We start from the raw sequence: 19,567 nt of genomic DNA, 5'->3' as shown, positions 1-19,567 counted from the left end.
CGGGCCGCGGCGCGTGGTCCGGCCGCGGCGGCGACCACCAGCGCGCCGGCCAGGACGTCGTCGCCGGCCGGGGTCAGCCCGGGGCCGAGGCCCAGCAGCCCGCCGACGGCGTCGGAGACCTCGTCGTCGTCGCCACAGAGCAGCGCCAGGCCGAGCCGTCCGGCGGCCGCGACGACCATGCCGTCCAGGCCGGGCCGGTCGTCCTGCCCGGCGGTGCGCCGGCGGGCCAGCGCCACGTCGCCGATGACGGCCGGTCGCGTGCGCCACCATCGCCCGACGGTGACGACGGCGCCGTCGGAGTCGTCGCCGATGCGCAGCTCGCCCTCGCCCACCAGAGCCGGCTGGCCCGGCCGCAGGCCGGACACCGGCCACGGCGTGACCACGGCGCACGGCAGTCGCACGGCCGCCGGGCCGGTGAGGCACAGCAGCACCGGCCCGGCGCCGTGGTCGACCAGGACGGCGGTCAGGGTGCGGGTGGCGGCCACGACCTCCCCGGTGAGCCGTGGACCCCCCACGAGGCCGGCGACGGCGGTGCTCGCGGCGCCCGGCAGGACCTGCCGTGACGCGTCACCCGGCCACGGCCGGATGGCCCGGACCCCGGTCGGGACCGTCGGTGCCGGCACTCGCGACCTCCGTTCCGCCCAAGATCACCTGAACTGGGACTGCCACGAACGTAGCGGGGACCGCTACCGTCGTCGCATGGGCAAACTTGCCAACGATCCGGCCCCGGGTTCGCCGGAGTTGCCAGCATCGGCCGGCGGCAGGTGGCCGTCGCACGCCGTGGCGGGGCTGACGGTGCGCAAGGCGATGGAGATCCCCGCGCTGGCGGGCGCGCGCCTGCTGGCGGGGGAGGACGGCCTGGACCGCGTCGTCCAGCGCGCCAACATCATGGAGGTTCCGGACATCCTCCCGTGGGTGAAGCCGCACGAGCTGCTGCTCACCACCGGGTATCCGCTGCGCAACACCCCGCAGGGGCTGCCCGGCCTCGTCGCCGAGCTGGACGCGCGCGGCCTGGCCGCCCTCGCCGTCAAGCTGCACCGCTACCTCGACGCGCTGCCGGAGGAGATGGTCCACGAGGCCGACCGGCTCGGCCTGCCGCTGTTGCTGCTGCCCGACGCCGTCGGGTTCGACGACATCCTCAACCAGGTACTCACCGGCGTGCTGAACAAGCAGGCGGCGGCGCTGGAGCGGTCGTGGGAGGTGCACCACGCGCTGCTGTCGGTGGTGCTCGAAGGCGGCGGGCTGACCGAGCTGGTCACGAAGACGTCGGCCGTGCTCGGGGTGCCGGTCATGGTGACGACGGCCGACGGGCGGGTGCTGGCCGAGGGCGGCAACGTCGACGACCTCGCGTCGTGGCGGCACACGCCGTGCTTCGACACGTCCGGCCGGTTCCGCACCGAGTACGAGCCCGGTGGCGTCCACTCCCACGTCGACGTGCCCGGCTGGCACGCCGTCGTGTCGATCGTCGCCGGCCGTGTCGACCACGGGCGCATCGTGGCGTTCGCCCGGCACCGGGCGTTGGACGATGCCGACGTCAACGTGCTGGAACGGGCCGCGACGGTGGCCGCGCTGGCGGTGAACAAGCAGCTCGCCGTCACCGCCGTCGAGAGCAAGTACCGCGGCGACTTCCTCCGCGACGTGCTGTCCGGCCGGGCCGGCGACCGCGAGCGCATCGTGGCGCACTGCGAGTCCCTCGGCTGGGACGTCGGGCGCGACCTCGTCGTCGTCGTGGCCGAGCTGGACCCCGAGAACGGGCCCGCCGCGTCGTCGGGGCTGCAGCTGCGGCCGGTGCAGGAGCGGTTCACCGTGGCGTGGCAGTCGGTCGTGCAGCGGCGCGACCCGCGCGCCGCCGTCGTCGGGTTCGCCCAGGAGGTGGTCGCGCTGCTCCCGGTGGGACCGCGCCCCGACCCGGAGGCGGTGGTGCGCGACGCCGTGAGACAGGTGACCGGTGACGGTGGCGGCGGCCGGCGCTCGTTCTCCACCGGCGTCAGCCGCGTCGTCGACGACCCCTCGCGGCTCCCCGTCGGGTACGAGCAGGCCCGCCGCGCCGTCGACGTCGGGCGGCAGATGAACGGCCGCGGGTCGCTGGCACATTTCGACAGCCTGGGCTCGTTCCGGCTGCTCAGCCAGATCGAGGACCGCGAGGAACTGCGCGGCTTCGTCCGCGAGACCCTGCACGGCCTCGCCGCCGAGGACGACCCCGAGATGGAGGACCTGCGGCACACGCTGAAGGTCCTGCTCGACACGAATCTGAATGTCGCCGAGGCAGCGCGGCAGCTGCACTTCCACTACAACACGCTGCGGTACCGCATCGGGAAGCTGGAACGCATGCTCGGCCCGTTCACCACCGACCCCGAGCTGCGGCTGGACCTCGCGCTGGCGCTCAAGGTGCTGCAGATGCGCGGGCTCAGCTGACGCTCGTCGTCGTCGGCCGGGCCGGGCCGAAGCGCGGCCGCCTCGGAAGTTGATCTTGGAGTTGTTCGGGTATCTATGGGACAGTTCGCCCCACAATGGCCGAACAACTCCAAGATCAACTCGGGGGCGGCGCGGGGTCGGGGCCGGTCAGCGGTGCGATGCCGGCAGGCCGAACCAGGGGTAGAGAGTGTCGTCCATGAAGCGGGTGACGCCGGCGACGTGGTCGCCGTCGAGGGTGAGGACGACGAGGCCGGCGGGCGCCGCGTCGAGGTAGAGGGCGAACGCGGGCTGACCGTTCGCCCGGGCCGGCAGCCGCGTGTACCGGCGGCCGGCCCGCCAGCCGGCGCTGGCCCGCAGGAACCCGGCGATCGCGGCCGTCCCGACGTACTGGTGCGGCGCCGGCGGCATGGCCAGCCAGGCGTCGTCGGTCAGAAGGGCGATCACGGCGTCGACGTCGTCGGCGACGAAGGCGGCGGCGAACCGCTCGGTGAGGTCGCGTTCGGCGGGGGAGTCCGCCGGCGGCGGCTGCGTCGCCCGGGTGCGAAGCGTCGAACGGGCGCGCTGCAGCGTCCCCTTCACCGCCGTCGGCGTCGTGTCCAGCAGCTCCGCGGCCTCGGCGAGTGGGAAGCCGAGCACGTCGCACAGCACGAGCGCGGCGGTCTGCCGCGGCGGCAGCTGCTGCAGTGCCTCGACGAAGGCCAGCTCGACCTGCTCGCGCCGCAGGTAGGCCGGCTCCGGGAGCAGCGTGTCCGGGTAGGGCTGGACCCAGGGGACCTCGTGGTGGCGCGTCGGCTCCGGCGCCTCGAACGGCGGCATCGGGGCGAGCGGCGGACGGCGCCCGGCGTCGCGGATCGCGTTGAGGCAGCGGTGCGTCGCGATGCGATACAGCCAGCCGCGCACCGACGCCCGTCCCTCGAACTCCGGCAGCCCGCGCCACGCCGCCAGCAGCGTCTCCTGCACGGCGTCCTCGGCGTCGGCGAGCCGGCCGAGCAGCCGGTAGCAGTGCAGGTGCAGCTCACGGCGGAATGGGTCGACGAGCTCGGCGAACGCGTCGTGGTCGCCGGCCCGCGCACGGGTCAGCAGCGCCGAGCTCACCGTCGTCACGGTCGCATCGTCGCACGACCGTTCCGTTCCCCGCGGCGCCGGTGTCTGTACGTCGTGAAGGACCCATCGAAGAAGGGAACGATCATGACTGGTGCCGCTCTGGACGTCGCGCTCGCCTACCACCACGCATGGGCCGGCGGTGACCTGGACGCCGCACTGCGCTACATCGCCGACGACGTCCTCTGCGAGGCCCCGCCCGGACTCCTGGAGGGCGTCAACGCCTACCGCGCCTTCCTCGAGCCGTACGTGTCACAGCTGGTCAGCGCCTCGCTGATCGCCGCGTTCGGCGACGACGAGATGGCGCTCGTCATGTACGACTCGGTGACGCAGCTCGTCGCCCGCGCGCCCGGCGCGGAGTGCGTCCGCGTCGCCGGCGGCCGCATCGTCCGCAGCTGGTTCGTCTTCGACCGCGCGCCGTTCATGGCCGCCCGGGCGGCCATGGTTGGATCGGATGATGCCGAAGGCTCCGCTTCCTGACGACGTCAGCGCGTTCCTCGCCCGGCCGAACCCGGCCGTGATGGCGACCATCGGACCGGCCGGGCCGGTGAGCGTCGCGACCTGGTACCTGTGGGAGGACGGCCGGGTGCTGGTCAACCTCGACGAGGGCCGCAAGCGGCTCGAGCACCTGCGGGCCGACCCTCGGGTCAGCCTCACCGTGCTCGACGAGGAGAGCTGGTACACCCACGTCAGCGTCCAGGGCCGCGTCGTCGACCTGCACGACGACGCGGACCTGGCCGACATCGACCGGCTGGCGCGGCACTACACCGGCGGGCCCTACCGCCGGCGCGACCGCCGCCGGGTCAGCGCCTGGATCGAGGTCGACCGCTGGCACGGCTGGGGCCGCCTCGAGAACACCGACGTCGACCACCACCGCCGGTAGTCGGTCACCGCAGGCCGACGGCGTCGTGGCGCCAGAAGATCTCCGAGTAGACGAGGGTGCCGGTCATCCACGGCTCGTACGCGCCGAGCGCGCGGACCTGGAACGCGGCGTCGGGGATGCGTAAGGACGGCTTGCGGAACCCGAGCGGCTCGCCGGGCTCGAACCCGAACCGCGGGTAGTAGCCCGGCGCGCCCTCGAGGAACACCGCCGGCGCGCCCTGCTCGTCGGCGAGCTCGAGGCCGCGGGTGACGAGGGCGCTGCCGACGCCCTGCTTCTGGTGGGTGGGCAGCACCCCGACGGGGCTCAGCACCAGCACGTCGACCAGCCGCTCCGGCGCGTCGAGGATGCCGCGGGTGAACAGCACGTGCCCGACGACGTCGCCGTCCTCGACGGCGACCAGGGACAGGCCGCTGGTGGGGGAGAGCAGGCCGCGCAGGTCGTCGGTGAGGGCGGCCACATGCTCGCCGTCGGCGCCGAACGCCTGCCGGTGCACCTCGTGGACGGCGTCGTGGTCGGCGGATCGTTCCGGGCGCAGCTCCATGGCGGTCACGGTAGGCGCGGGGGCGGTGCGGCCGCACCGCAATTTCCAGGCGAGAACACCGAAGGGGACCGGCGTGCTGCGCCATGAAAATGGCGTTGGCCGGTCACAAACGGCCGACGAAAAGTACCCATAGGAGGTGAGAGTCAGCGGCGGAAGGAGGGCACGTGCTACGTTTGCTACAGTCCGAGGAGGTGGGTCCGATGGCGCGGACCATCCCGCATCGCGAGCTGCGCAACAACAGCAGCGCAGTCCTCCGTGACGTGCAGGCGGGGGAGAGCATCGCGATCAGCAACCACGGCGAGATCGTCGCGGTCCTGGTGCCGCCGACCAGTCGCCGCTCGAGCCTGCGGGTGCGCCGGGCCAGGGTGCGTGGCGGTTTCGCCGAGCTCGAGCGCGTCCGGCTGGACACTCCGGTGCAGCCGATCCTCGACGACCTGCGCGGGGAGCGATGACGGTCTACGTCGAGACGTCCGCGGCGGCGAAGCTGCTGATCGAGGATGCCGAGTCGGCGGCGCTGGCGGACTACCTGGACGCGCAGCAGGAAGCCGGCCTGGCGCTGGTGTCGAGCATGCTGCTGGAGACCGAGCTGCGCCGTCTCGCGACCCGCACCGGGATCGGACAGGAGCGCGTCACCGAGGTGCTCGACCGCTTCGACCTCTACGAACCCGACCGAGCGACGTACATCGAGGCGGGGCTCCTGCCCGGGCGGGCGCTGCGCAGTCTCGACGCGTTGCACGTCGCGGTCGCCATCCGCGCCGAGGCCGAGGAGCTGGTCGCCTACGACCACCGCCAGGCCGAGGCCGCCCGGGCCGCTGGGCTGCGCGTCGTCGCACCGGTCGACCCGGCGACCGATCCGGCGGTGTGACGGGGCCGACAGCGCGCCCCGCGCGAACCGGCCCGAGGCCGCTGATACGCTCGAACACGTCCGACGTCCTTTAAGTCCCGTCCCGTGAGGCGGGGAAGGAGGTCCTGCGAAGCATGTCTCGCGACCTGTCCGGCGCGCGCGAGGTGCTCGACGGCGACGATGTCGCCCGGGCCCTGACGCGCATCGCCCACGAGGTGGTCGAGCGCAACAAGGGCGCCGCCCACCTCGTCCTCCTCGGCATCCCCAAACGCGGCGTCCCGCTCGCGTACCGGCTGGCCGAACGCATCTCCGCGGTCGAGGGCACCGAGGTCCCCGTCGGGGCGCTCGACGTCACCATGTACCGCGACGACCTGCGGCTGCGGCCCGCGCGCGCCCTCGAACACACCGACATCCCGCCCGGCGGGGTCGACGACCGCATCGTGGTGCTGGTCGACGACGTCCTGTTCTCGGGGCGGACCATCCGGGCCGCACTGACGGCCCTGGAGGACATCGGGCGGCCGCGCGCCGTCCGGCTGGTGGTCCTCGTCGACCGCGGGCACCGGCAGCTGCCGATCCGCGCCGACCACGTCGGCAAGAACATCCCGACGTCGCTGGCCGAGAGCGTGAAGGTCCGGCTCGCCGAGACCGACGGCCACGACGGCGTCCTCCTCGACAAGCCCGCCCCGCAGGCCACGGAGGTGCTGCCGTGATCCGTCACCTCCTGTCCGCCGGCGACCTCTCCCTCGACGACGCCACGCTGGTGCTCGACACCGCCGAGGAGATGGCCCGGCTCACCGAGGGCCGCGCGGTGAAGAAGCTGCCGACGCTGCGCGGACGCACCGTGGTCAACCTCTTCTTCGAGGACTCCACCCGCACCCGCACGTCGTTCGAACTGGCGGCCAAGCGGCTGTCCGCCGACGTCGTGAACTTCTCGGCCAAGGGCTCCAGCCTGTCCAAGGGCGAGAGCCTCAAGGACACCGCGCTGACGCTCGAGGCCATGGGCGCCGACGGCGTCGTCGTGCGCCACTCCGCCAGCGGCGCGCCGTACCGGCTGGCGACGTCGGGCTGGATCAACGCCTGCGTGGTCAACGCCGGCGACGGCACCCACGAGCACCCGACCCAGGCGCTGCTCGACGCGTTCACCATGCGGCGCCACCTGGGAGAGCTGGCCGGCAAGCAGGTCGTCATCGTCGGCGACGTGCTGCACAGCCGGGTCGCCCGCAGCAACGTCCTGCTGCTGGCGACGCTCGGGGCGAAGGTCACGCTGGTCGCGCCGCCGACGCTGCTCCCGAACGGTGTCGACGGCTGGCCGTGCGCCACGAGCTACGACCTCGACGACGCGCTGGCCGGCGCCGACGCCGTCATGATGCTCCGCGTCCAGCGCGAGCGCATGAACGCCGCGTTCTTCCCGTCCGCCCGCGAGTACAGCCGCCGCTACGGCCTCGACGCCCGCCGCCAGGCGCTGATGCCCCCCGAGGCGCTCGTGCTGCACCCCGGCCCGATGAACCGGGGCATGGAGATCACCGCCGAGGTCGCCGACAGCGCCCGCTCGGTCATCGTCGAGCAGGTCACCAACGGCGTCTACGTCCGCATGGCGGTCCTGTACCTGATGCTGGCCGGCACGAACACCGAGGAGACGGCGTGAACGCCACCCTGATCACCAACGCGCGCGTCCTCGGCGGCGACCCGCAGGACATCCTCGTCGACGACGGCGTCATCGTGGGCCTGGGTGCCGGGTTGCGCAAGGACGGCGCCCGGACCATCGACGCCACCGGGCTCATCGCGCTGCCCGGCCTGGTCGACCTCCACACGCACCTGCGTGAACCCGGGCGCGAGGACGCCGAGACCGTCGAGACCGGCACGCTCGCCGCGGCCCGCGGCGGGTTCACCGCCGTCCACGCGATGGCCAACACCGACCCCGTCGCCGACACCGCCGGCGTCGTCGAGCAGGTCTGGCGGCTGGGCCGCGAGGCCGGGCACGCCGACGTCCGCCCGGTCGGCGCCGTCACCGTCGGGCTGAAGGGCGAGCGGCTGGCCGAGCTCGGCGCCATGGCCGAGTCCGCCGCCGGCGTGCGGGTCTTCTCCGACGACGGCGTCTGCGTGCACGACGCGATGCTGATGCGCCGCGCGCTGGAGTACGTCAAGGCCTTCGACGGCGTCATCGCCCAGCACGCCCAGGAGCCGCGGCTCACCGAGGGCGCGCAGATGAACGAGGGCGAGCTGTCCGGCCGCCTCGGGCTGCGCGGCTGGCCGAGCGTCGCCGAGGAGGCCATCGTCGCCCGCGACGTGCTGCTGGCCGCCCACGTCGGCTCGCGGGTGCACATCTGCCACCTGTCGACCAAGGGCTCGGTCGAGATCGTCCGGCTGGCCAAGGAGCGCGGGCTGCCGGTGACGGCCGAGGTCACGCCGCACCACCTGCTCCTGACGGACGAGCTGGTGGCCGGCTACGACCCGCGCTACAAGGTCAACCCGCCGCTGCGCTCCGCCGCCGACGTCGCCGCTCTGCGCGAGGCGCTGGCCGACGGCACCATCGACATCGTCGCCACCGACCACGCGCCGCATCCGGTCGAGGCGAAGGACTGCGAGTGGGACGTCGCCGCGTTCGGCATGCTCGGGCTCGAGACGGCGCTGTCGGTCGTCCAGCACACCATGGTCGACACCGGGCTACTGGACTGGGCCGGCGTCGCCGACCGCATGGCGTTCGCGCCGGCCCGCATCGGCCGCTGCGACACCGGCGACCAGCCGCACGGCCGGCCCATCGCCGCCGGCGAGCCGGCCAACCTCACCCTCGTCGACCCGAGCACCACCACCACGGTCGACCCGTCGGCATCGGCGTCGCTGTCGCGGAACACGCCCTACGAGGGGATGAAGCTGCCGGGCACCGTCGTCGCGACGTTCCTGCGCGGCCGGCTCACGCACGACATCACCGGGGGAACCGCAGGAGGGAACGCATGACGACGAACGCACCGGCGCTGCTCGTGCTCGAGGACGGCCGGACGTTCCGCGGCCGCTCGTACGGCGCGCACGGCGAGACGTTCGGCGAGGCCGTCTTCTCGACCGGCATGACCGGCTACCAGGAGACGCTGACCGACCCGTCCTACCACCGCCAGGTCGTCGTCCAGACGGCGCCGCACATCGGCAACACCGGCGTGAACGACGACGACCCCGAGTCCGGCCGCATCTGGGTCGCCGGCTACGTCGTCCGCGACCCCGCGCGCCGCCCGTCCAACTGGCGCAGCCGGCGCAGCCTCGACGAGGAGCTGGCCGCCCAGGGCGTCGTCGGCATCAGCGGCATCGACACCCGGGCGCTCACCCGCCACCTGCGCGAACGCGGTGCGATGAGGGTCGGTATCTCCACCGTCGAGACCGACGCCGACGCGCTGCGGCAGCGGGTGCTGGACAGCCCCGAGATGCTGGGCGCCGACCTCGCCGCCGAGGTCAGCACCAAGGAGCCGTACGTCGTCCCGGCCGACGGCGAGCGCCGGTTCACCGTCGTCGCCCTCGACCTCGGCATCAAGACGATGACGCCGCGGCGCATGGCCGAGCGCGGCATCGAGGTGCACGTCCTGCCCGCCACGGCGACCATCGACGACGTGCTCGCCCGCGAGCCCGACGGGCTGTTCCTGTCCAACGGCCCGGGCGACCCCGCGACGGCCGACGGCCCCATGCGCGTCGTCCAGGGCGCGCTGGAGCGTGACCTGCCGTTCTTCGGCATCTGCTTCGGCAACCAGGTGTTCGGCCGCGCGCTGGGCTTCGGCACCTACAAGCTCGGCTACGGCCACCGCGGCATCAACCAGCCGGTCCAGGACCGCACCACCGGCAAGGTCGAGGTGACGGCGCACAACCACGGCTTCGCGGTCGACGCGCCGCGCGACGGCGTCACCGAGACGCCGTACGGCGCGGCCGAGGTCAGCCACGTCTGCCTCAACGACGACGTCGTCGAGGGCCTCGCCCTGCGCGACCAGCAGGGCCGGCTCAAGGGCTTCTCCGTCCAGTACCACCCGGAGGCCGCGGCCGGCCCGCACGACGCCGCCTACCTGTTCGACCGCTTCACCGACGTCATGTCGGCGGCCCAGACCGCCGCGAAGGAGGCCTGATGCCCAGGCGCACCGACATCGACAGCGTCCTGGTCATCGGGTCGGGCCCGATCGTGATCGGCCAGGCGTGCGAGTTCGACTATTCCGGGACGCAGGCCTGCCGGGTGCTGCGGGCCGAGGGCCTGCGGGTCATCCTGGTGAACAGCAACCCGGCGACGATCATGACCGACCCGGACATCGCCGACGCGACGTATGTCGAGCCGATCACGCCGGAGTTCGTCGAGAAGGTCATCGCGCTGGAGCGGCCCGACGCGCTGCTGGCGACGCTGGGCGGGCAGACGGCGCTGAACACGGCGGTCGCGCTGCACGAGCGGGGGGTGCTGGAGCGGTTCGGGGTCGAGCTGATCGGGGCGTCGATCGACGCCATCGAGCGGGGCGAGAACCGCGAGTCGTTCAAGAAGATCGTCGAGGAGGTCGGCGGCGAGACCGCTCGCTCGGAGATCTGCCACTCGATGGACGACTGCCTGAACGCGGTCGAGAAGCTCGGCTACCCGGTCGTCGTCCGGCCGTCGTTCACCATGGGCGGCGCGGGCTCGGGCATGGCCTTCGACGAGGAGGATCTGCGCCGCATCGCCGGGGCCGGCCTGGACGCGTCGCCGACCACCGAGGTGCTCCTGGAGGAGTCGATCCTCGGCTGGAAGGAGTACGAGCTGGAGGTCATGCGCGACGGCGCGGACAACGTGGTGATCGTCTGCTCCATCGAGAACGTCGACCCGATGGGCGTGCACACCGGCGACTCCGTCACCGTCGCCCCGGCGCTGACCCTCACCGACCGCGAGTACCAGGTCATGCGCGACCAGGCGATCGCGATCATCCGGGCGGTGGGTGTCGACACCGGCGGTTGCAACATCCAGTTCGCGGTGAACCCCGACGACGGCCGGCTCATCGTCATCGAGATGAACCCGCGGGTGTCCCGCTCGTCGGCGCTGGCGTCCAAGGCGACCGGGTTCCCGATCGCGAAGATCGCCGCGAAGGTGGCGCTGGGCTACACGCTGGACGAGATCCCGAACGACATCACCGGCGAGACCCCGGCCTCGTTCGAGCCGACGCTGGACTATGTCGTGGTCAAGGCGCCGCGGTTCGCGTTCGAGAAGTTCCCGGCCGCCGACTCCACGCTGACCACGCACATGAAGAGCGTCGGCGAGGCGATGGCCATCGGCCGCAACTTCACCGAGGCGCTGCAGAAGGCGATGCGGTCGCTGGAGAAGTCCGACGGGGCGCTGGACTTCGCCTCCGACCCCGGCGCCAAGGACGAGCTGGTCGCGAAGGTGAGCCGTCCCTACGACGGGCGGCTGCGCGACGTCGTGGCGGCGCTGCGGGCCGGCGCGAGCGTGGACGAGCTCTACGCCGCCACCCGCATCGACCCGTGGTTCCTCGACCAGCTGCAGCTGCTCACCGAGGTCGCCGACGAGGTGCGAGCGGCGCCGGAGCTCACGCCCGACCTGCTGCGTGAGGCGAAGCGGCACGGGTTCTCCGATGTCCAGCTCGCGGCGCTGCGCGGCACGTCCGCCGAGGTCGTGCGGGGTGTGCGGCACGCACTGGGCATCCGGCCGGTGTTCAAGACCGTCGACACGTGTGCGGCGGAGTTCGCCGCGAAGACGCCATACCACTACTCCTCCTACGACGAGGAGACCGAGGTCGGGCCGCGCGAGCGGGAGGCCGTGATCATCCTGGGCAGCGGCCCGAACCGCATCGGCCAGGGCATCGAGTTCGACTACTCGTGCGTGCACGCGGCCATGGCGTTGCACGAGGCCGGCTACGAGACCGTCATGGTCAACTGCAACCCCGAGACCGTCTCGACCGACTACGACACCTCCGACCGGCTCTACTTCGAGCCGCTGACGCTGGAGGACGTGCTCGAGGTCGTGCACGCCGAGCGGCAGGCCGGCCCGGTCGCCGGGGTCATCGTGCAGCTGGGCGGGCAGACGCCGCTCGGACTGGCGGCCGCGCTGGCCGAGGCCGGGGTCCCGATCGTGGGCACGTCCCCGGCCGCAATCGACCTGGCCGAGGACCGCGGCTCGTTCGGCCGGGTGCTCGGCGAGGCCGGGCTGCCCGCGCCCAAGCACGGCACGGCGCGCTCGTTCGAGGAGGCCCGCGACATCGCCCACACCATCGGCTACCCGGTGCTGGTGCGCCCGTCCTACGTGCTCGGCGGACGCGGCATGGAGATCGTCTACGACGACGCCACGCTGGCCGACTACATCGGCCGGGCCACCGAGGCCAGCCCCGAGCACCCGGTGCTGGTCGACCGGTTCCTCGACGACGCCGTCGAGATCGACGTCGACGCGCTGTTCGACGGCGACGAGCTCTACCTCGGCGGCGTCATGGAGCACATCGAGGAGGCCGGCATCCACTCCGGCGACTCCGCGTGCGCGCTGCCGCCCATCACGCTGGGCCGTGACGAGCTGACCCGCATCAAGGCCTCCACCGAGGCCATCGCCCGCGGCGTCGGGGTGCGCGGCCTGCTCAACGTGCAGTACGCGCTGGCCGGCGACGTCCTCTACGTGCTGGAGGCCAACCCGCGCGCGTCGCGGACGGTGCCGTTCGTGTCCAAGGCCACCGGGGTGCCGCTGGCCAAGGCCGCCGCCCGGGTCATGCTCGGCGCGACCATCGCGACCCTGCGCGACGAGGGGCTGCTGCCCGCCGACGGCGACGCCGTCGACCTCCCCGCGGACGCGCCGGTCGCGGTGAAGGAGGCGGTCATGCCGTTCAACCGCTTCCGCACCCCCGACGGGCGCACCGTCGACACCCTGCTCGGCCCGGAGATGCGCTCCACAGGCGAGGTCATGGGCATCGACGAGCAGTTCGGCACCGCGTTCGCCAAGTCCCAGTCCGCCGCGTTCGGCGCGCTGCCGACGTCGGGCACGGTGTTCGTGTCGCTGGCCAACCGCGACAAGCGGCACATGATCTTCCCGGTCAAGCGGCTGGCCGACCTCGGCTTCACCATCCTGGCCACCGCCGGGACGGCCGAGGTGCTGCGCCGCAACGGCGTCACCGCCGAGGTCGTGCGCAAGCGCTGGGTCGGCCACGAACCCGACGGCACCCCCACGATCATCGGCCGCATCCTCGCCGGCGACGTCGACCTCATCATCAACACCCCCAGCGGGACGACCACCGGCGGCAGCCCGCGCGCCGACGGCTACGAGATCCGCCGCGCCGCCATCCAGGGCAACATCCCCTGCATCACCACCACGCAGGGGCTGGCCGCGGCCGTGCAGGGCATCGAGTCGCTGCGGGCGGAGTCGGTCGGCGTCCGGTCGCTGCAGTCCTGGGCGCAGCGCTGATGCCCCGCCGACCCCTCCCACCCCACTCACCGAAGTTGATCTTGGAGTTCTTCGGGTATCTATCGGGCAATTCGGACCATGTTGGCGGCATTTCTCCAAGATCAACGGAAGAGGCGGGTCGATGACGGCGTACGACCTGCTGTTCCGGCGGGTGCTGTCGAAGCTCGACGCCGAGACGGCGCACAAGGGGGCGTTCGCCGCGATGCGGCTGGCCGCCCGGGTGCCGGGCCTGGCGGAGTACGGACGGCGCCGGCTCGGCCCGCCCGCCACGTCGGCCGGAGCCGTCGAGGCGTTCGGCCTGCACTTCCCCGGCCGGCTGGGGCTGGCCGCCGGGTTCGACAAGAACGCCGTCGGCATCGACGCGCTCGCTGCGCTCGGGTTCGCCTTCGTCGAGGTCGGGACGGTCACGGGGCGGCCGCAGCCGGGCAACCCGCGGCCCCGGCTGCACCGCCTGACCGCCGACCGCGCCGTCGTCAACCGCATGGGCTTCAACAACGACGGCGCCGCCGTGGTGGCCGCCCGGCTGGCGCGGCGCCGACGCCGCCGGCGTGCGCTGCCGGTCGTCGTCGGCGTCAACATCGGCAAGTCCAAGGCGGTGCCCGAGGCCGAGGCGATCGCCGACTACGAGGCCAGCACCCGCCTGCTCGCCCCGTACGCCGACTACCTGGTGGTCAACGTCAGCTCGCCCAACACGCCGGGCCTGCGCGACCTGCAGGCCGTCGAGAAGCTGCGGCCGCTGCTCGCCGCCGTCCGGGCGCAGGCCGACGCCGTCACGACCCGCCGGGTGCCGTTGCTGGTGAAGATCGCTCCCGACCTCGGCGACGACGACGTCCTGGCGGTCGCGAAACTGGCGCTCGAGCTGGAGCTGGACGGCATCATCGCCACCAACACCACCATCGGCCGCGACGGGCTGCGCTCCACGCCGCTCGCGGTCGAGCGGGCCGGCGCCGGCGGGCTGTCGGGCGCACCGCTCGCGGGACGGTCGCTGGAGGTGCTGCGGCTGCTGCGCGGCGCCGTGGGGGAGCGGCTCACGCTGGTCGCCGCCGGTGGCATCACCACCGCCGAGGACGCGTACGAGCGCCTGCGGGCCGGCGCGACGCTGGTCCAGGCGTACACCGCGTTCATCTACGGCGGCCCGTTCTGGCCGGCCCGCGTGCAGCGTGACCTGGCCCGCCTGATCGAGGAGGACACCCGATGACCGCCCACGATCAACGAGGGGGTCGGGCGATGACGGGCGCACCGGAGGCGTTCGGGCGGAGGCTGGACGCGGCGATGCGGGCGCGCGGCCCGTTCTGCGCCGGCATCGACCCGCACCCGGGCCTGCTCGAAGCCTGGGGACTCTCCGACGACGTCGCCGGCCTCGAGCGGTTCGCCCGCACGGCGGTCGAGGCGCTCGGCGAGACCGTCGCGCTCCTCAAGCCCCAGTCGGCCTTCTTCGAGCGGCACGGGTCGCGCGGCGTCGCGGTGCTGGAGCGGGTGCTCGCCGACGCGAAGGGCGCCGGCGCGCTGGTGCTGCTGGACGTCAAGCGCGGCGACATCGGCTCGACCATGCAGGCCTACGCCGACGCGTACTGCGACCCGGCGTCGCCGCTGTGCGCCGACGCCGTCACCGTCTCGCCGTACCTGGGCTTCGAGTCGCTGCGCCCCGTGCTCGACACCGCGGCGGCGCACGGCAACGGCGTGTTCGTCCTGGCGCTGACCTCCAACCCGGAGGGTCCGGAGGTCCAGCACGCCCGCGGGGCCGACGGCCGGACCGTCGCGGGGACCGTGCTGGACCACGTCCGTGCCGCCAACGCCGCCGCCCTGGCCGCGGGCGACGCGCTGGGCAGCGTCGGGGTGGTCGTCGGCGCCACGACCGGCGGCTCCGGTGAGGATCTCGCCGTCGGCGGGCCGCTGCTGGCGCCCGGCATCGGCGCCCAGGGTGCGACCGTCGCTGACCTGGCGACGGTGTTCGGGGCGGCTTTGCCGCAGGTCGTCCCGTCGGCGTCGCGGGAGGTCCTGTCCGCCGGACCCGACCCCCGGGCGCTGCGTGCGGCCGCGGCCAAGACCATCGAGGACGTCCGTGACCTGCTGTTTCGTGCGTCAGCCGGTGCCTGACCGGCGCGAATCCGGGGACTTCCGGCGCGACACGCGGGGGACGTCGTACCGTGGATTCGTCCGGACAGGTACGGTGGATTGCGTTGCTGACCTGGTGGTTCACTCGCTAGGTTCCTGAAACAAGGCCGCCGGAAGCGGTGGTCGGACCCACATCCACACAACGACACAACAGAGGTGACCCGCTCGTGGCGCTCCCTAACCTGACTCCCGAACAGCGCGCGGCCGCTCTCGAGAAGGCTGCCGAAGCTCGCCGGGAGCGTGCGGAGGTCAAGAACCGCCTGAAGAACGCAGGGGCCCGTCTCGGCGACGTGCTCAAGGAAGGCGAGAAGAATGAGGTCATCGGCAAGATGAAGGTTTCCGCCCTCCTCGAGTCGATGCCCGGTGTCGGAAAGGTCCGCGCCAAGCAGATCATGGAGGAGATCGGCATCGCAGAGACCCGCCGCGTGCGTGGCCTCGGTGCCAACCAGTCCGCGGCGCTGATCGAGCGTTTCGGCGGTTGAGCCTGCACACGTCCCATCCGCGGTCGGCCCCGCGGGTCATCGTCCTGTCGGGGCCGACGGCGGTCGGAAAGACGACCGTCGTCAAGCAGTTGCGTGCGGCCCACCCGGAGTTGTGGATCTCCGTGTCCACGACCACCCGGCCGCCGCGCCCGCGCGAGATCGACGGTGAGCACTACCACTTCGTGGACGACGCCACGTTCGACAAGATGATCGAGCACGGTGAGTTCCTCGAGTGGGCCGTCGTCCACAAGCGGGCGAAGTACGGCACGCCACGGGGCCCGGTCGAGCGCGCGCTCGCCCACGGCCACTCGGTGCTGCTCGAGATCGACCTGCAGGGTGCCCGCCAGGTACGGCAGACCATCCCCGACGCGTTGTTCGTGTTCCTCGCGCCGCCGAGCTGGGACGAGCTGGTCCGCCGGCTCATCGGCCGCGGCACCGAGACGGAGGCCGAGCGCGAGCGCCGGCTGGCCACCGCCCGCGAGGAGCTGGCCGCCGAGGCCGAGTTCGACGTCACGCTGGTGAACACCGACGTCGAGACGGTTTGCGAAGAGTTGGTAGCCTTGATGCGTACACCCCACTTGACAAGCCCGGAGGCATGAGCGTGTCCGGTACCCAAGGCGTTGCCGAGGGCATCACCTATCCACCGATCGACGACCTGCTGGCCAAGACCGACTCCAAGTACGGCCTGGTCATCTACGCGGCCAAGCGGGCTCGGCAGATCAACGCCTACTACTCCCAGCTGGGCGAGGGCCTGCTGGAGTACGTCGGTCCGCTCGTCGAGACCCACGTGCAGGAGAAGCCGCTGTCCATCGCGCTGCGCGAGATCGACGCGGGTCTGCTGACGGCCGAGCACATCGACCCGAACGACATCGACGCCGAGGACCCGGTCGCGCCGGCCGCCAAGGCGGAGGAGCCCGCCGCCGAGCAGCAGAGCTGACGGCCGAACTCGGCTGATGGCTGATGGCTGACATCGTCCTCGGCGTCGGGGGTGGCATCGCCGCCTACAAGATCGCCGAGGTGCTGCGCCGGCTCACCGAGTCCGGCCACAGCGTCACCGTCGTACCCACCAGGTCGGCCCTCCGCTTCGTCGGAGAGCCGACCTGGGCCGCGTTGTCGGGCCGTCCCGTGCACACCGAGGTCTTCGACGAGGTCCACGAGGTGCCGCACGTCCGCATCGGCCGGCAGGCCGACCTCGTCCTCGTCGCGCCGGCGACGGCGGACCTCATGGCCCGCGCGGCCGCCGGCCTGGCCGACGACCTCCTGACGTCGACGCTGCTCACCACGCGCGGCCCCGTCGTCTACGTACCGGCCATGCACACCGAGATGTGGGAGCACCCGGCCACCGTCGCCAACGTCGAGACGCTGCGCAAGCGCGGCGCGCTCGTCGTCGAGCCCGCGGTCGGCCGGCTCACCGGCGCCGACACCGGCAAGGGCCGGCTGCCCGAGCCCGCCGACATCCATGCCTATGTCACCGACGTGCTGAGCCGTGGCGGCGCCGGGCCCGACCTCACCGGCCGGCACGTCGTCGTGTCCGCCGGCGGCACCCGCGAGCACCTCGACCCGGTCCGGTTCCTGGGCAACCGCTCGTCCGGCCGGCAGGGCTACGCGCTGGCCCGCGCCGCGGCCGCTCGCGGCGCCCGCGTCACCCTGGTGGCGGCCAACGTGTCACTGCCCGACCCCGCCGGCGTCGACCTCGTGCGGGTCGGGTCGGCGGCCCAGCTGTTCGACGCCATGGTGGCCGCGGCGGCCGACGCCGACGCCGTCGTCATGGCCGCGGCCGTCGCCGACTTCCGGCCGGTCACCTACACCGACACCAAGATCAAGAAGTCGGCCGACGGGTCGTCGCCGGTCATCGAGCTGGAGCGGACCGCCGACATCCTCGCGCATCTGTCCGCGAACCGGCCCAGCCCCGCGCAGGTGGTGGTCGGGTTCGCCGCCGAGACCGGCGACGCCACCGGCAGCGTCCTCGACCACGGCCGCGCCAAGCTCGCGGCGAAGGGCTGCGATCTGCTGGTGGTCAACGAGGTCGGCGCCGACCGCGGCTTCGAGTCCGAGGACAACGCCGCCGTCGTCCTGGGCGCCGACGGCAGCTCCGTCACGGTCGGCACCGGCCCCAAGTCCGCCCTCGCCCACGTCGTCTGGGACCTCGTCCGCGACCGCCTCTGAGCCTCGGCCCACCGGGCCAGCTGTGTGCGGATTCACTCATTCGCGTCCCGAACTGGATCCAGTTTCGGCCGCTGTGGCGGCATCGCCCCATGAGACGGCGTAAACTTCACAGAAGATGTGAGCTTGACACCATCCTCGGCGAAGGCTTCAATGACGACATTCGACGGGGCGCGTTCCTGCGGCTGCCGTGTAGAGAACCTCACAGGGAGACGTTCAATGAAGACGCGAATCCTGACGCCGGGCGCCTCACTGGTGCTGGCCGCCACGCTGGTCACTGCCTTGGCCGCCTGTGGCGGCGGCGGTGACGAGGCCGAAGGCTCCGGCGGCGACGGTGGGGGCGGGACCCTCACGTACTGGGCGAGCAACCAGGGCGCGAGCCTGGACAACGACATGGAGATCCTGACTCCCGAGATCGAGAAGTTCGAGGAGCAGACCGGGATCCAGGTCGACGTCGAGGTCGTGCCATGGTCCGATCTCACCAACAACACGCTGGCCGCCGCGGTCAGCGGCCAGGGCCCGGACGTCATCAACATCGGCAACACCAACGCCGTCACCTTCCAGTCGACCGGCGCCTTCCACGAGTTCACCGACGAGGACTTCGAGCAGCTCGGCGGCAAGGACCGGTTCGTCGACTCCGCGCTGGGCACGGCCGGCGCCGAGGGCCAGCCGCCCACGTCGATCCCGCTGTACAGCCAGGTCTACGCGCTCTACTACAACAAGCAGATGTTCGCCGACGCCGGCCTCGAGCCGCCGGCGACCTGGGAGGACCTGGTCTCGTCGGCCCAAGCGCTCACCGACCCCGACGCCGGCCGCTACGGCATCGTCATCCCCGGCGGCACCGTCAACGTCAGCATGCACATGGCGTTCATCCTCAGCGAGCAGGACGGCGGCTCGGCGTTCGACGACGACGGCAAGCCCACCTTCACCTCCGACGGCATGGTCGCCGGCGTCAAGCGCTACGTCGACCTGCTCAGCGAGTACCACGTGGTCAACCCGAGCGTCGCGCAGTTCACCGAGGGCCCGCAGGCGGCCGGCGAGTTCGCCCGTGGCAACGCGGCCATGTACATGGCGCAGACGGCGTCGATGAACGTGCTGCGCGAGAACGGCATGACGCCCGACCAGTACGGCATCGTCCCGATCCCGGCACCCCAGGGCGGCGACCAGATCGGCAGCTTCGTGGCGGGCACCAACATCTCGATCTTCGAGAACACCGACAACCTCGACGCCGCGCTGCAGTTCGTCGAGTTCATGACCAGCGACGAGGAGCAGGAGATCCTGAACGAGGCGTACACGTCGCTGCCGGTCGTCGAGGGGCTCCAGCCGACGTTCGAGGCCGAGCCGGAGCAGCTGGAGACCTGGGCGACCATCGTCGCCGACTACGCCAAGCCGCTGCCGCTGGTCCCCGAGATCCAGGCATTCCAGGCCAACGTCGGCGAGGCGGTCGTGTCGCTGATCGCCCAGGCGGCGTCGGGCGGCGCGGTCAGCGAGGACGACGTGCGCGCCGCGCTCGAGGAGGCGCAGCAGAAGATGGGTGCGACGTCTTGACCGAGGCTCGGACGAGCGAGGCCCGGCCGGCGGGGGGCATCCCGCCGGCCGGTGTCCCGGCGACGCCCGGCGGCCCGCGGACCGACGCGGGCCG

20 protein-coding genes are annotated in these 19,567 nt (G+C 72.6%); 17 read left to right on the top strand and 3 right to left on the bottom strand.

Features of this window, described 5'->3' with window-relative positions; genetic code table 11:
• Positions 1-623, bottom strand: a 623-nt coding sequence (locus tag DY240_RS12325) for an oxamate carbamoyltransferase subunit AllH family protein (RefSeq protein ID WP_119660178.1), incomplete at its 3' end; no start/stop codon positions are given.
• A gap of 76 nt (positions 624-699) precedes the next feature.
• Between DY240_RS12325 and DY240_RS12320 the strand changes: the two genes are divergently transcribed.
• Positions 700-2,415: a PucR family transcriptional regulator gene (locus DY240_RS12320; protein ID WP_119660177.1), complete on the top strand. Its 1,716-nt coding sequence runs from the start codon at positions 700-702 to the stop codon at positions 2,413-2,415.
• A 147-nt stretch (positions 2,416-2,562) separates the two neighbouring features.
• On the opposite strand, the gene DY240_RS12315 is transcribed toward DY240_RS12320, so the two are convergent.
• A complete protein-coding gene (locus DY240_RS12315; RefSeq protein ID WP_119660180.1) occupies positions 2,563-3,510 on the bottom strand; it encodes an RNA polymerase subunit sigma-70 in 948 nt (315 codons plus the stop codon).
• 93 nt (positions 3,511-3,603) lie between these two features.
• On the opposite strand from DY240_RS12315, the gene DY240_RS12310 reads away from it, so the two are divergent.
• Together DY240_RS12310 and DY240_RS12305 are read left to right on the top strand one after the other, a co-directional pair.
• Positions 3,604-3,996 carry a nuclear transport factor 2 family protein gene (locus DY240_RS12310; RefSeq protein ID WP_119660176.1) on the top strand — a complete coding sequence of 131 codons (393 nt, stop codon included), beginning with the start codon at positions 3,604-3,606 and terminating at the stop codon, positions 3,994-3,996.
• A complete protein-coding gene (locus DY240_RS12305; protein WP_119660179.1) occupies positions 3,974-4,399 on the top strand; it encodes a TIGR03618 family F420-dependent PPOX class oxidoreductase in 426 nt (141 codons plus the stop codon). The genes DY240_RS12310 and DY240_RS12305 overlap by 23 nt, the downstream gene beginning before the upstream one ends.
• A 4-nt stretch (positions 4,400-4,403) precedes the next feature.
• Here the strand turns inward: DY240_RS12305 and DY240_RS12300 are convergent, their stop codons facing one another.
• Positions 4,404-4,940: a GNAT family N-acetyltransferase gene (locus DY240_RS12300; RefSeq protein WP_119660175.1), complete on the bottom strand. Its 537-nt coding sequence runs from the start codon at positions 4,938-4,940 to the stop codon at positions 4,404-4,406.
• Between the two features lie 200 nt (positions 4,941-5,140).
• Between DY240_RS12300 and DY240_RS12295 the strand changes: the two genes are divergently transcribed.
• The 14 genes from DY240_RS12295 to DY240_RS12230 all read left to right on the top strand — a co-directional run bounded on the left by DY240_RS12295 (position 5,141) and on the right by DY240_RS12230 (position 19,473).
• On the top strand, positions 5,141-5,392 hold the full coding sequence (locus DY240_RS12295; protein WP_119660174.1) for a type II toxin-antitoxin system Phd/YefM family antitoxin: 252 nt from the start codon (positions 5,141-5,143) through the stop codon (positions 5,390-5,392).
• A complete protein-coding gene (locus DY240_RS12290) occupies positions 5,389-5,805 on the top strand; it encodes a type II toxin-antitoxin system VapC family toxin (RefSeq protein ID WP_119660173.1) in 417 nt (138 codons plus the stop codon). Before DY240_RS12295 ends, DY240_RS12290 begins: the two co-directional genes overlap by 4 nt.
• A gap of 113 nt (positions 5,806-5,918) precedes the next feature.
• Positions 5,919-6,494 (top strand): bifunctional pyr operon transcriptional regulator/uracil phosphoribosyltransferase PyrR, encoded by a 576-nt coding sequence (gene pyrR / locus DY240_RS12285; protein WP_119660172.1) that lies wholly within the window; start codon positions 5,919-5,921, stop codon positions 6,492-6,494.
• Positions 6,491-7,429 carry an aspartate carbamoyltransferase catalytic subunit gene (locus DY240_RS12280; RefSeq protein ID WP_119660171.1) on the top strand — a complete coding sequence of 313 codons (939 nt, stop codon included), beginning with the start codon at positions 6,491-6,493 and terminating at the stop codon, positions 7,427-7,429. Before pyrR ends, DY240_RS12280 begins: the two co-directional genes overlap by 4 nt.
• Positions 7,426-8,739, top strand: a complete 1,314-nt coding sequence (locus DY240_RS12275) for a dihydroorotase (RefSeq protein WP_119660170.1) — start codon at positions 7,426-7,428, stop codon at positions 8,737-8,739. Before DY240_RS12280 ends, DY240_RS12275 begins: the two co-directional genes overlap by 4 nt.
• The gene (carA, locus tag DY240_RS12270; protein WP_119660169.1) at positions 8,736-9,881 is read left to right on the top strand and encodes a glutamine-hydrolyzing carbamoyl-phosphate synthase small subunit; all 1,146 of its coding nucleotides are present in this window, start codon (positions 8,736-8,738) and stop codon (positions 9,879-9,881) included. Before DY240_RS12275 ends, carA begins: the two co-directional genes overlap by 4 nt.
• Entirely contained in the window at positions 9,881-13,165 is a 3,285-nt protein-coding gene (carB, locus tag DY240_RS12265; protein WP_119660168.1) for a carbamoyl-phosphate synthase large subunit, read from the top strand. The genes carA and carB overlap by 1 nt, the downstream gene beginning before the upstream one ends.
• A gap of 121 nt (positions 13,166-13,286) precedes the next feature.
• Positions 13,287-14,363 carry a quinone-dependent dihydroorotate dehydrogenase gene (locus DY240_RS12260; protein WP_119660167.1) on the top strand — a complete coding sequence of 359 codons (1,077 nt, stop codon included), beginning with the start codon at positions 13,287-13,289 and terminating at the stop codon, positions 14,361-14,363.
• A 29-nt stretch (positions 14,364-14,392) separates the two neighbouring features.
• Positions 14,393-15,262 carry an orotidine-5'-phosphate decarboxylase gene (gene pyrF, locus DY240_RS12255; protein ID WP_119660166.1) on the top strand — a complete coding sequence of 290 codons (870 nt, stop codon included), beginning with the start codon at positions 14,393-14,395 and terminating at the stop codon, positions 15,260-15,262.
• 185 nt (positions 15,263-15,447) lie between these two features.
• Positions 15,448-15,762 (top strand): integration host factor, actinobacterial type, encoded by a 315-nt coding sequence (mihF, locus tag DY240_RS12250; protein WP_026875881.1) that lies wholly within the window; start codon positions 15,448-15,450, stop codon positions 15,760-15,762.
• The gene (gmk, locus tag DY240_RS12245; protein WP_119660165.1) at positions 15,759-16,361 is read left to right on the top strand and encodes a guanylate kinase; all 603 of its coding nucleotides are present in this window, start codon (positions 15,759-15,761) and stop codon (positions 16,359-16,361) included. The genes mihF and gmk overlap by 4 nt, the downstream gene beginning before the upstream one ends.
• 2 nt (positions 16,362-16,363) lie before the next feature.
• Positions 16,364-16,699, top strand: coding sequence for a DNA-directed RNA polymerase subunit omega (gene rpoZ / locus DY240_RS12240; protein ID WP_267901670.1), 336 nt, complete (start codon positions 16,364-16,366; stop codon positions 16,697-16,699).
• Positions 16,700-16,722: 23 nt separating this feature from the next.
• Positions 16,723-17,928, top strand: coding sequence for a bifunctional phosphopantothenoylcysteine decarboxylase/phosphopantothenate--cysteine ligase CoaBC (coaBC, locus tag DY240_RS12235; RefSeq protein ID WP_119660163.1), 1,206 nt, complete (start codon positions 16,723-16,725; stop codon positions 17,926-17,928).
• A 216-nt stretch (positions 17,929-18,144) separates the two neighbouring features.
• Positions 18,145-19,473, top strand: coding sequence for an ABC transporter substrate-binding protein (locus DY240_RS12230; protein WP_119660162.1), 1,329 nt, complete (start codon positions 18,145-18,147; stop codon positions 19,471-19,473).
• Positions 19,474-19,567: the final 94 nt, after the last annotated feature.

It is taken from the genome of Jiangella rhizosphaerae (assembly GCF_003579925.1).
In the GTDB taxonomy this organism is placed as follows: Bacteria; Actinomycetota; Actinomycetes; order Jiangellales; family Jiangellaceae; genus Jiangella; species Jiangella rhizosphaerae.
Note: the sequence above shows the minus strand (reverse complement) of the source record. Positions and strands in the feature narration are given on the sequence as shown.

Coding starts and splice junctions, on each gene's coding strand:
- DY240_RS12290 (WP_119660173.1), top strand. CDS start 5,389: ATGACGGTCTACGTCGAGACGTCCGCGGCGGCGAAGCTGCTGATCGAG.
- DY240_RS12260 (WP_119660167.1), top strand. CDS start 13,287: ATGACGGCGTACGACCTGCTGTTCCGGCGGGTGCTGTCGAAGCTCGAC.
- carA (WP_119660169.1), top strand. CDS start 8,736: ATGACGACGAACGCACCGGCGCTGCTCGTGCTCGAGGACGGCCGGACG.
- DY240_RS12295 (WP_119660174.1), top strand. CDS start 5,141: ATGGCGCGGACCATCCCGCATCGCGAGCTGCGCAACAACAGCAGCGCA.
- carB (WP_119660168.1), top strand. CDS start 9,881: ATGCCCAGGCGCACCGACATCGACAGCGTCCTGGTCATCGGGTCGGGC.
- DY240_RS12310 (WP_119660176.1), top strand. CDS start 3,604: ATGACTGGTGCCGCTCTGGACGTCGCGCTCGCCTACCACCACGCATGG.
- coaBC (WP_119660163.1), top strand. CDS start 16,723: ATGGCTGACATCGTCCTCGGCGTCGGGGGTGGCATCGCCGCCTACAAG.
- DY240_RS12300 (WP_119660175.1), bottom strand. CDS start 4,940: ATGGAGCTGCGCCCGGAACGATCCGCCGACCACGACGCCGTCCACGAG.
- pyrR (WP_119660172.1), top strand. CDS start 5,919: ATGTCTCGCGACCTGTCCGGCGCGCGCGAGGTGCTCGACGGCGACGAT.
- pyrF (WP_119660166.1), top strand. CDS start 14,393: ATGACGGGCGCACCGGAGGCGTTCGGGCGGAGGCTGGACGCGGCGATG.
- DY240_RS12320 (WP_119660177.1), top strand. CDS start 700: ATGGGCAAACTTGCCAACGATCCGGCCCCGGGTTCGCCGGAGTTGCCA.
- DY240_RS12305 (WP_119660179.1), top strand. CDS start 3,974: ATGCCGAAGGCTCCGCTTCCTGACGACGTCAGCGCGTTCCTCGCCCGG.
- DY240_RS12230 (WP_119660162.1), top strand. CDS start 18,145: ATGAAGACGCGAATCCTGACGCCGGGCGCCTCACTGGTGCTGGCCGCC.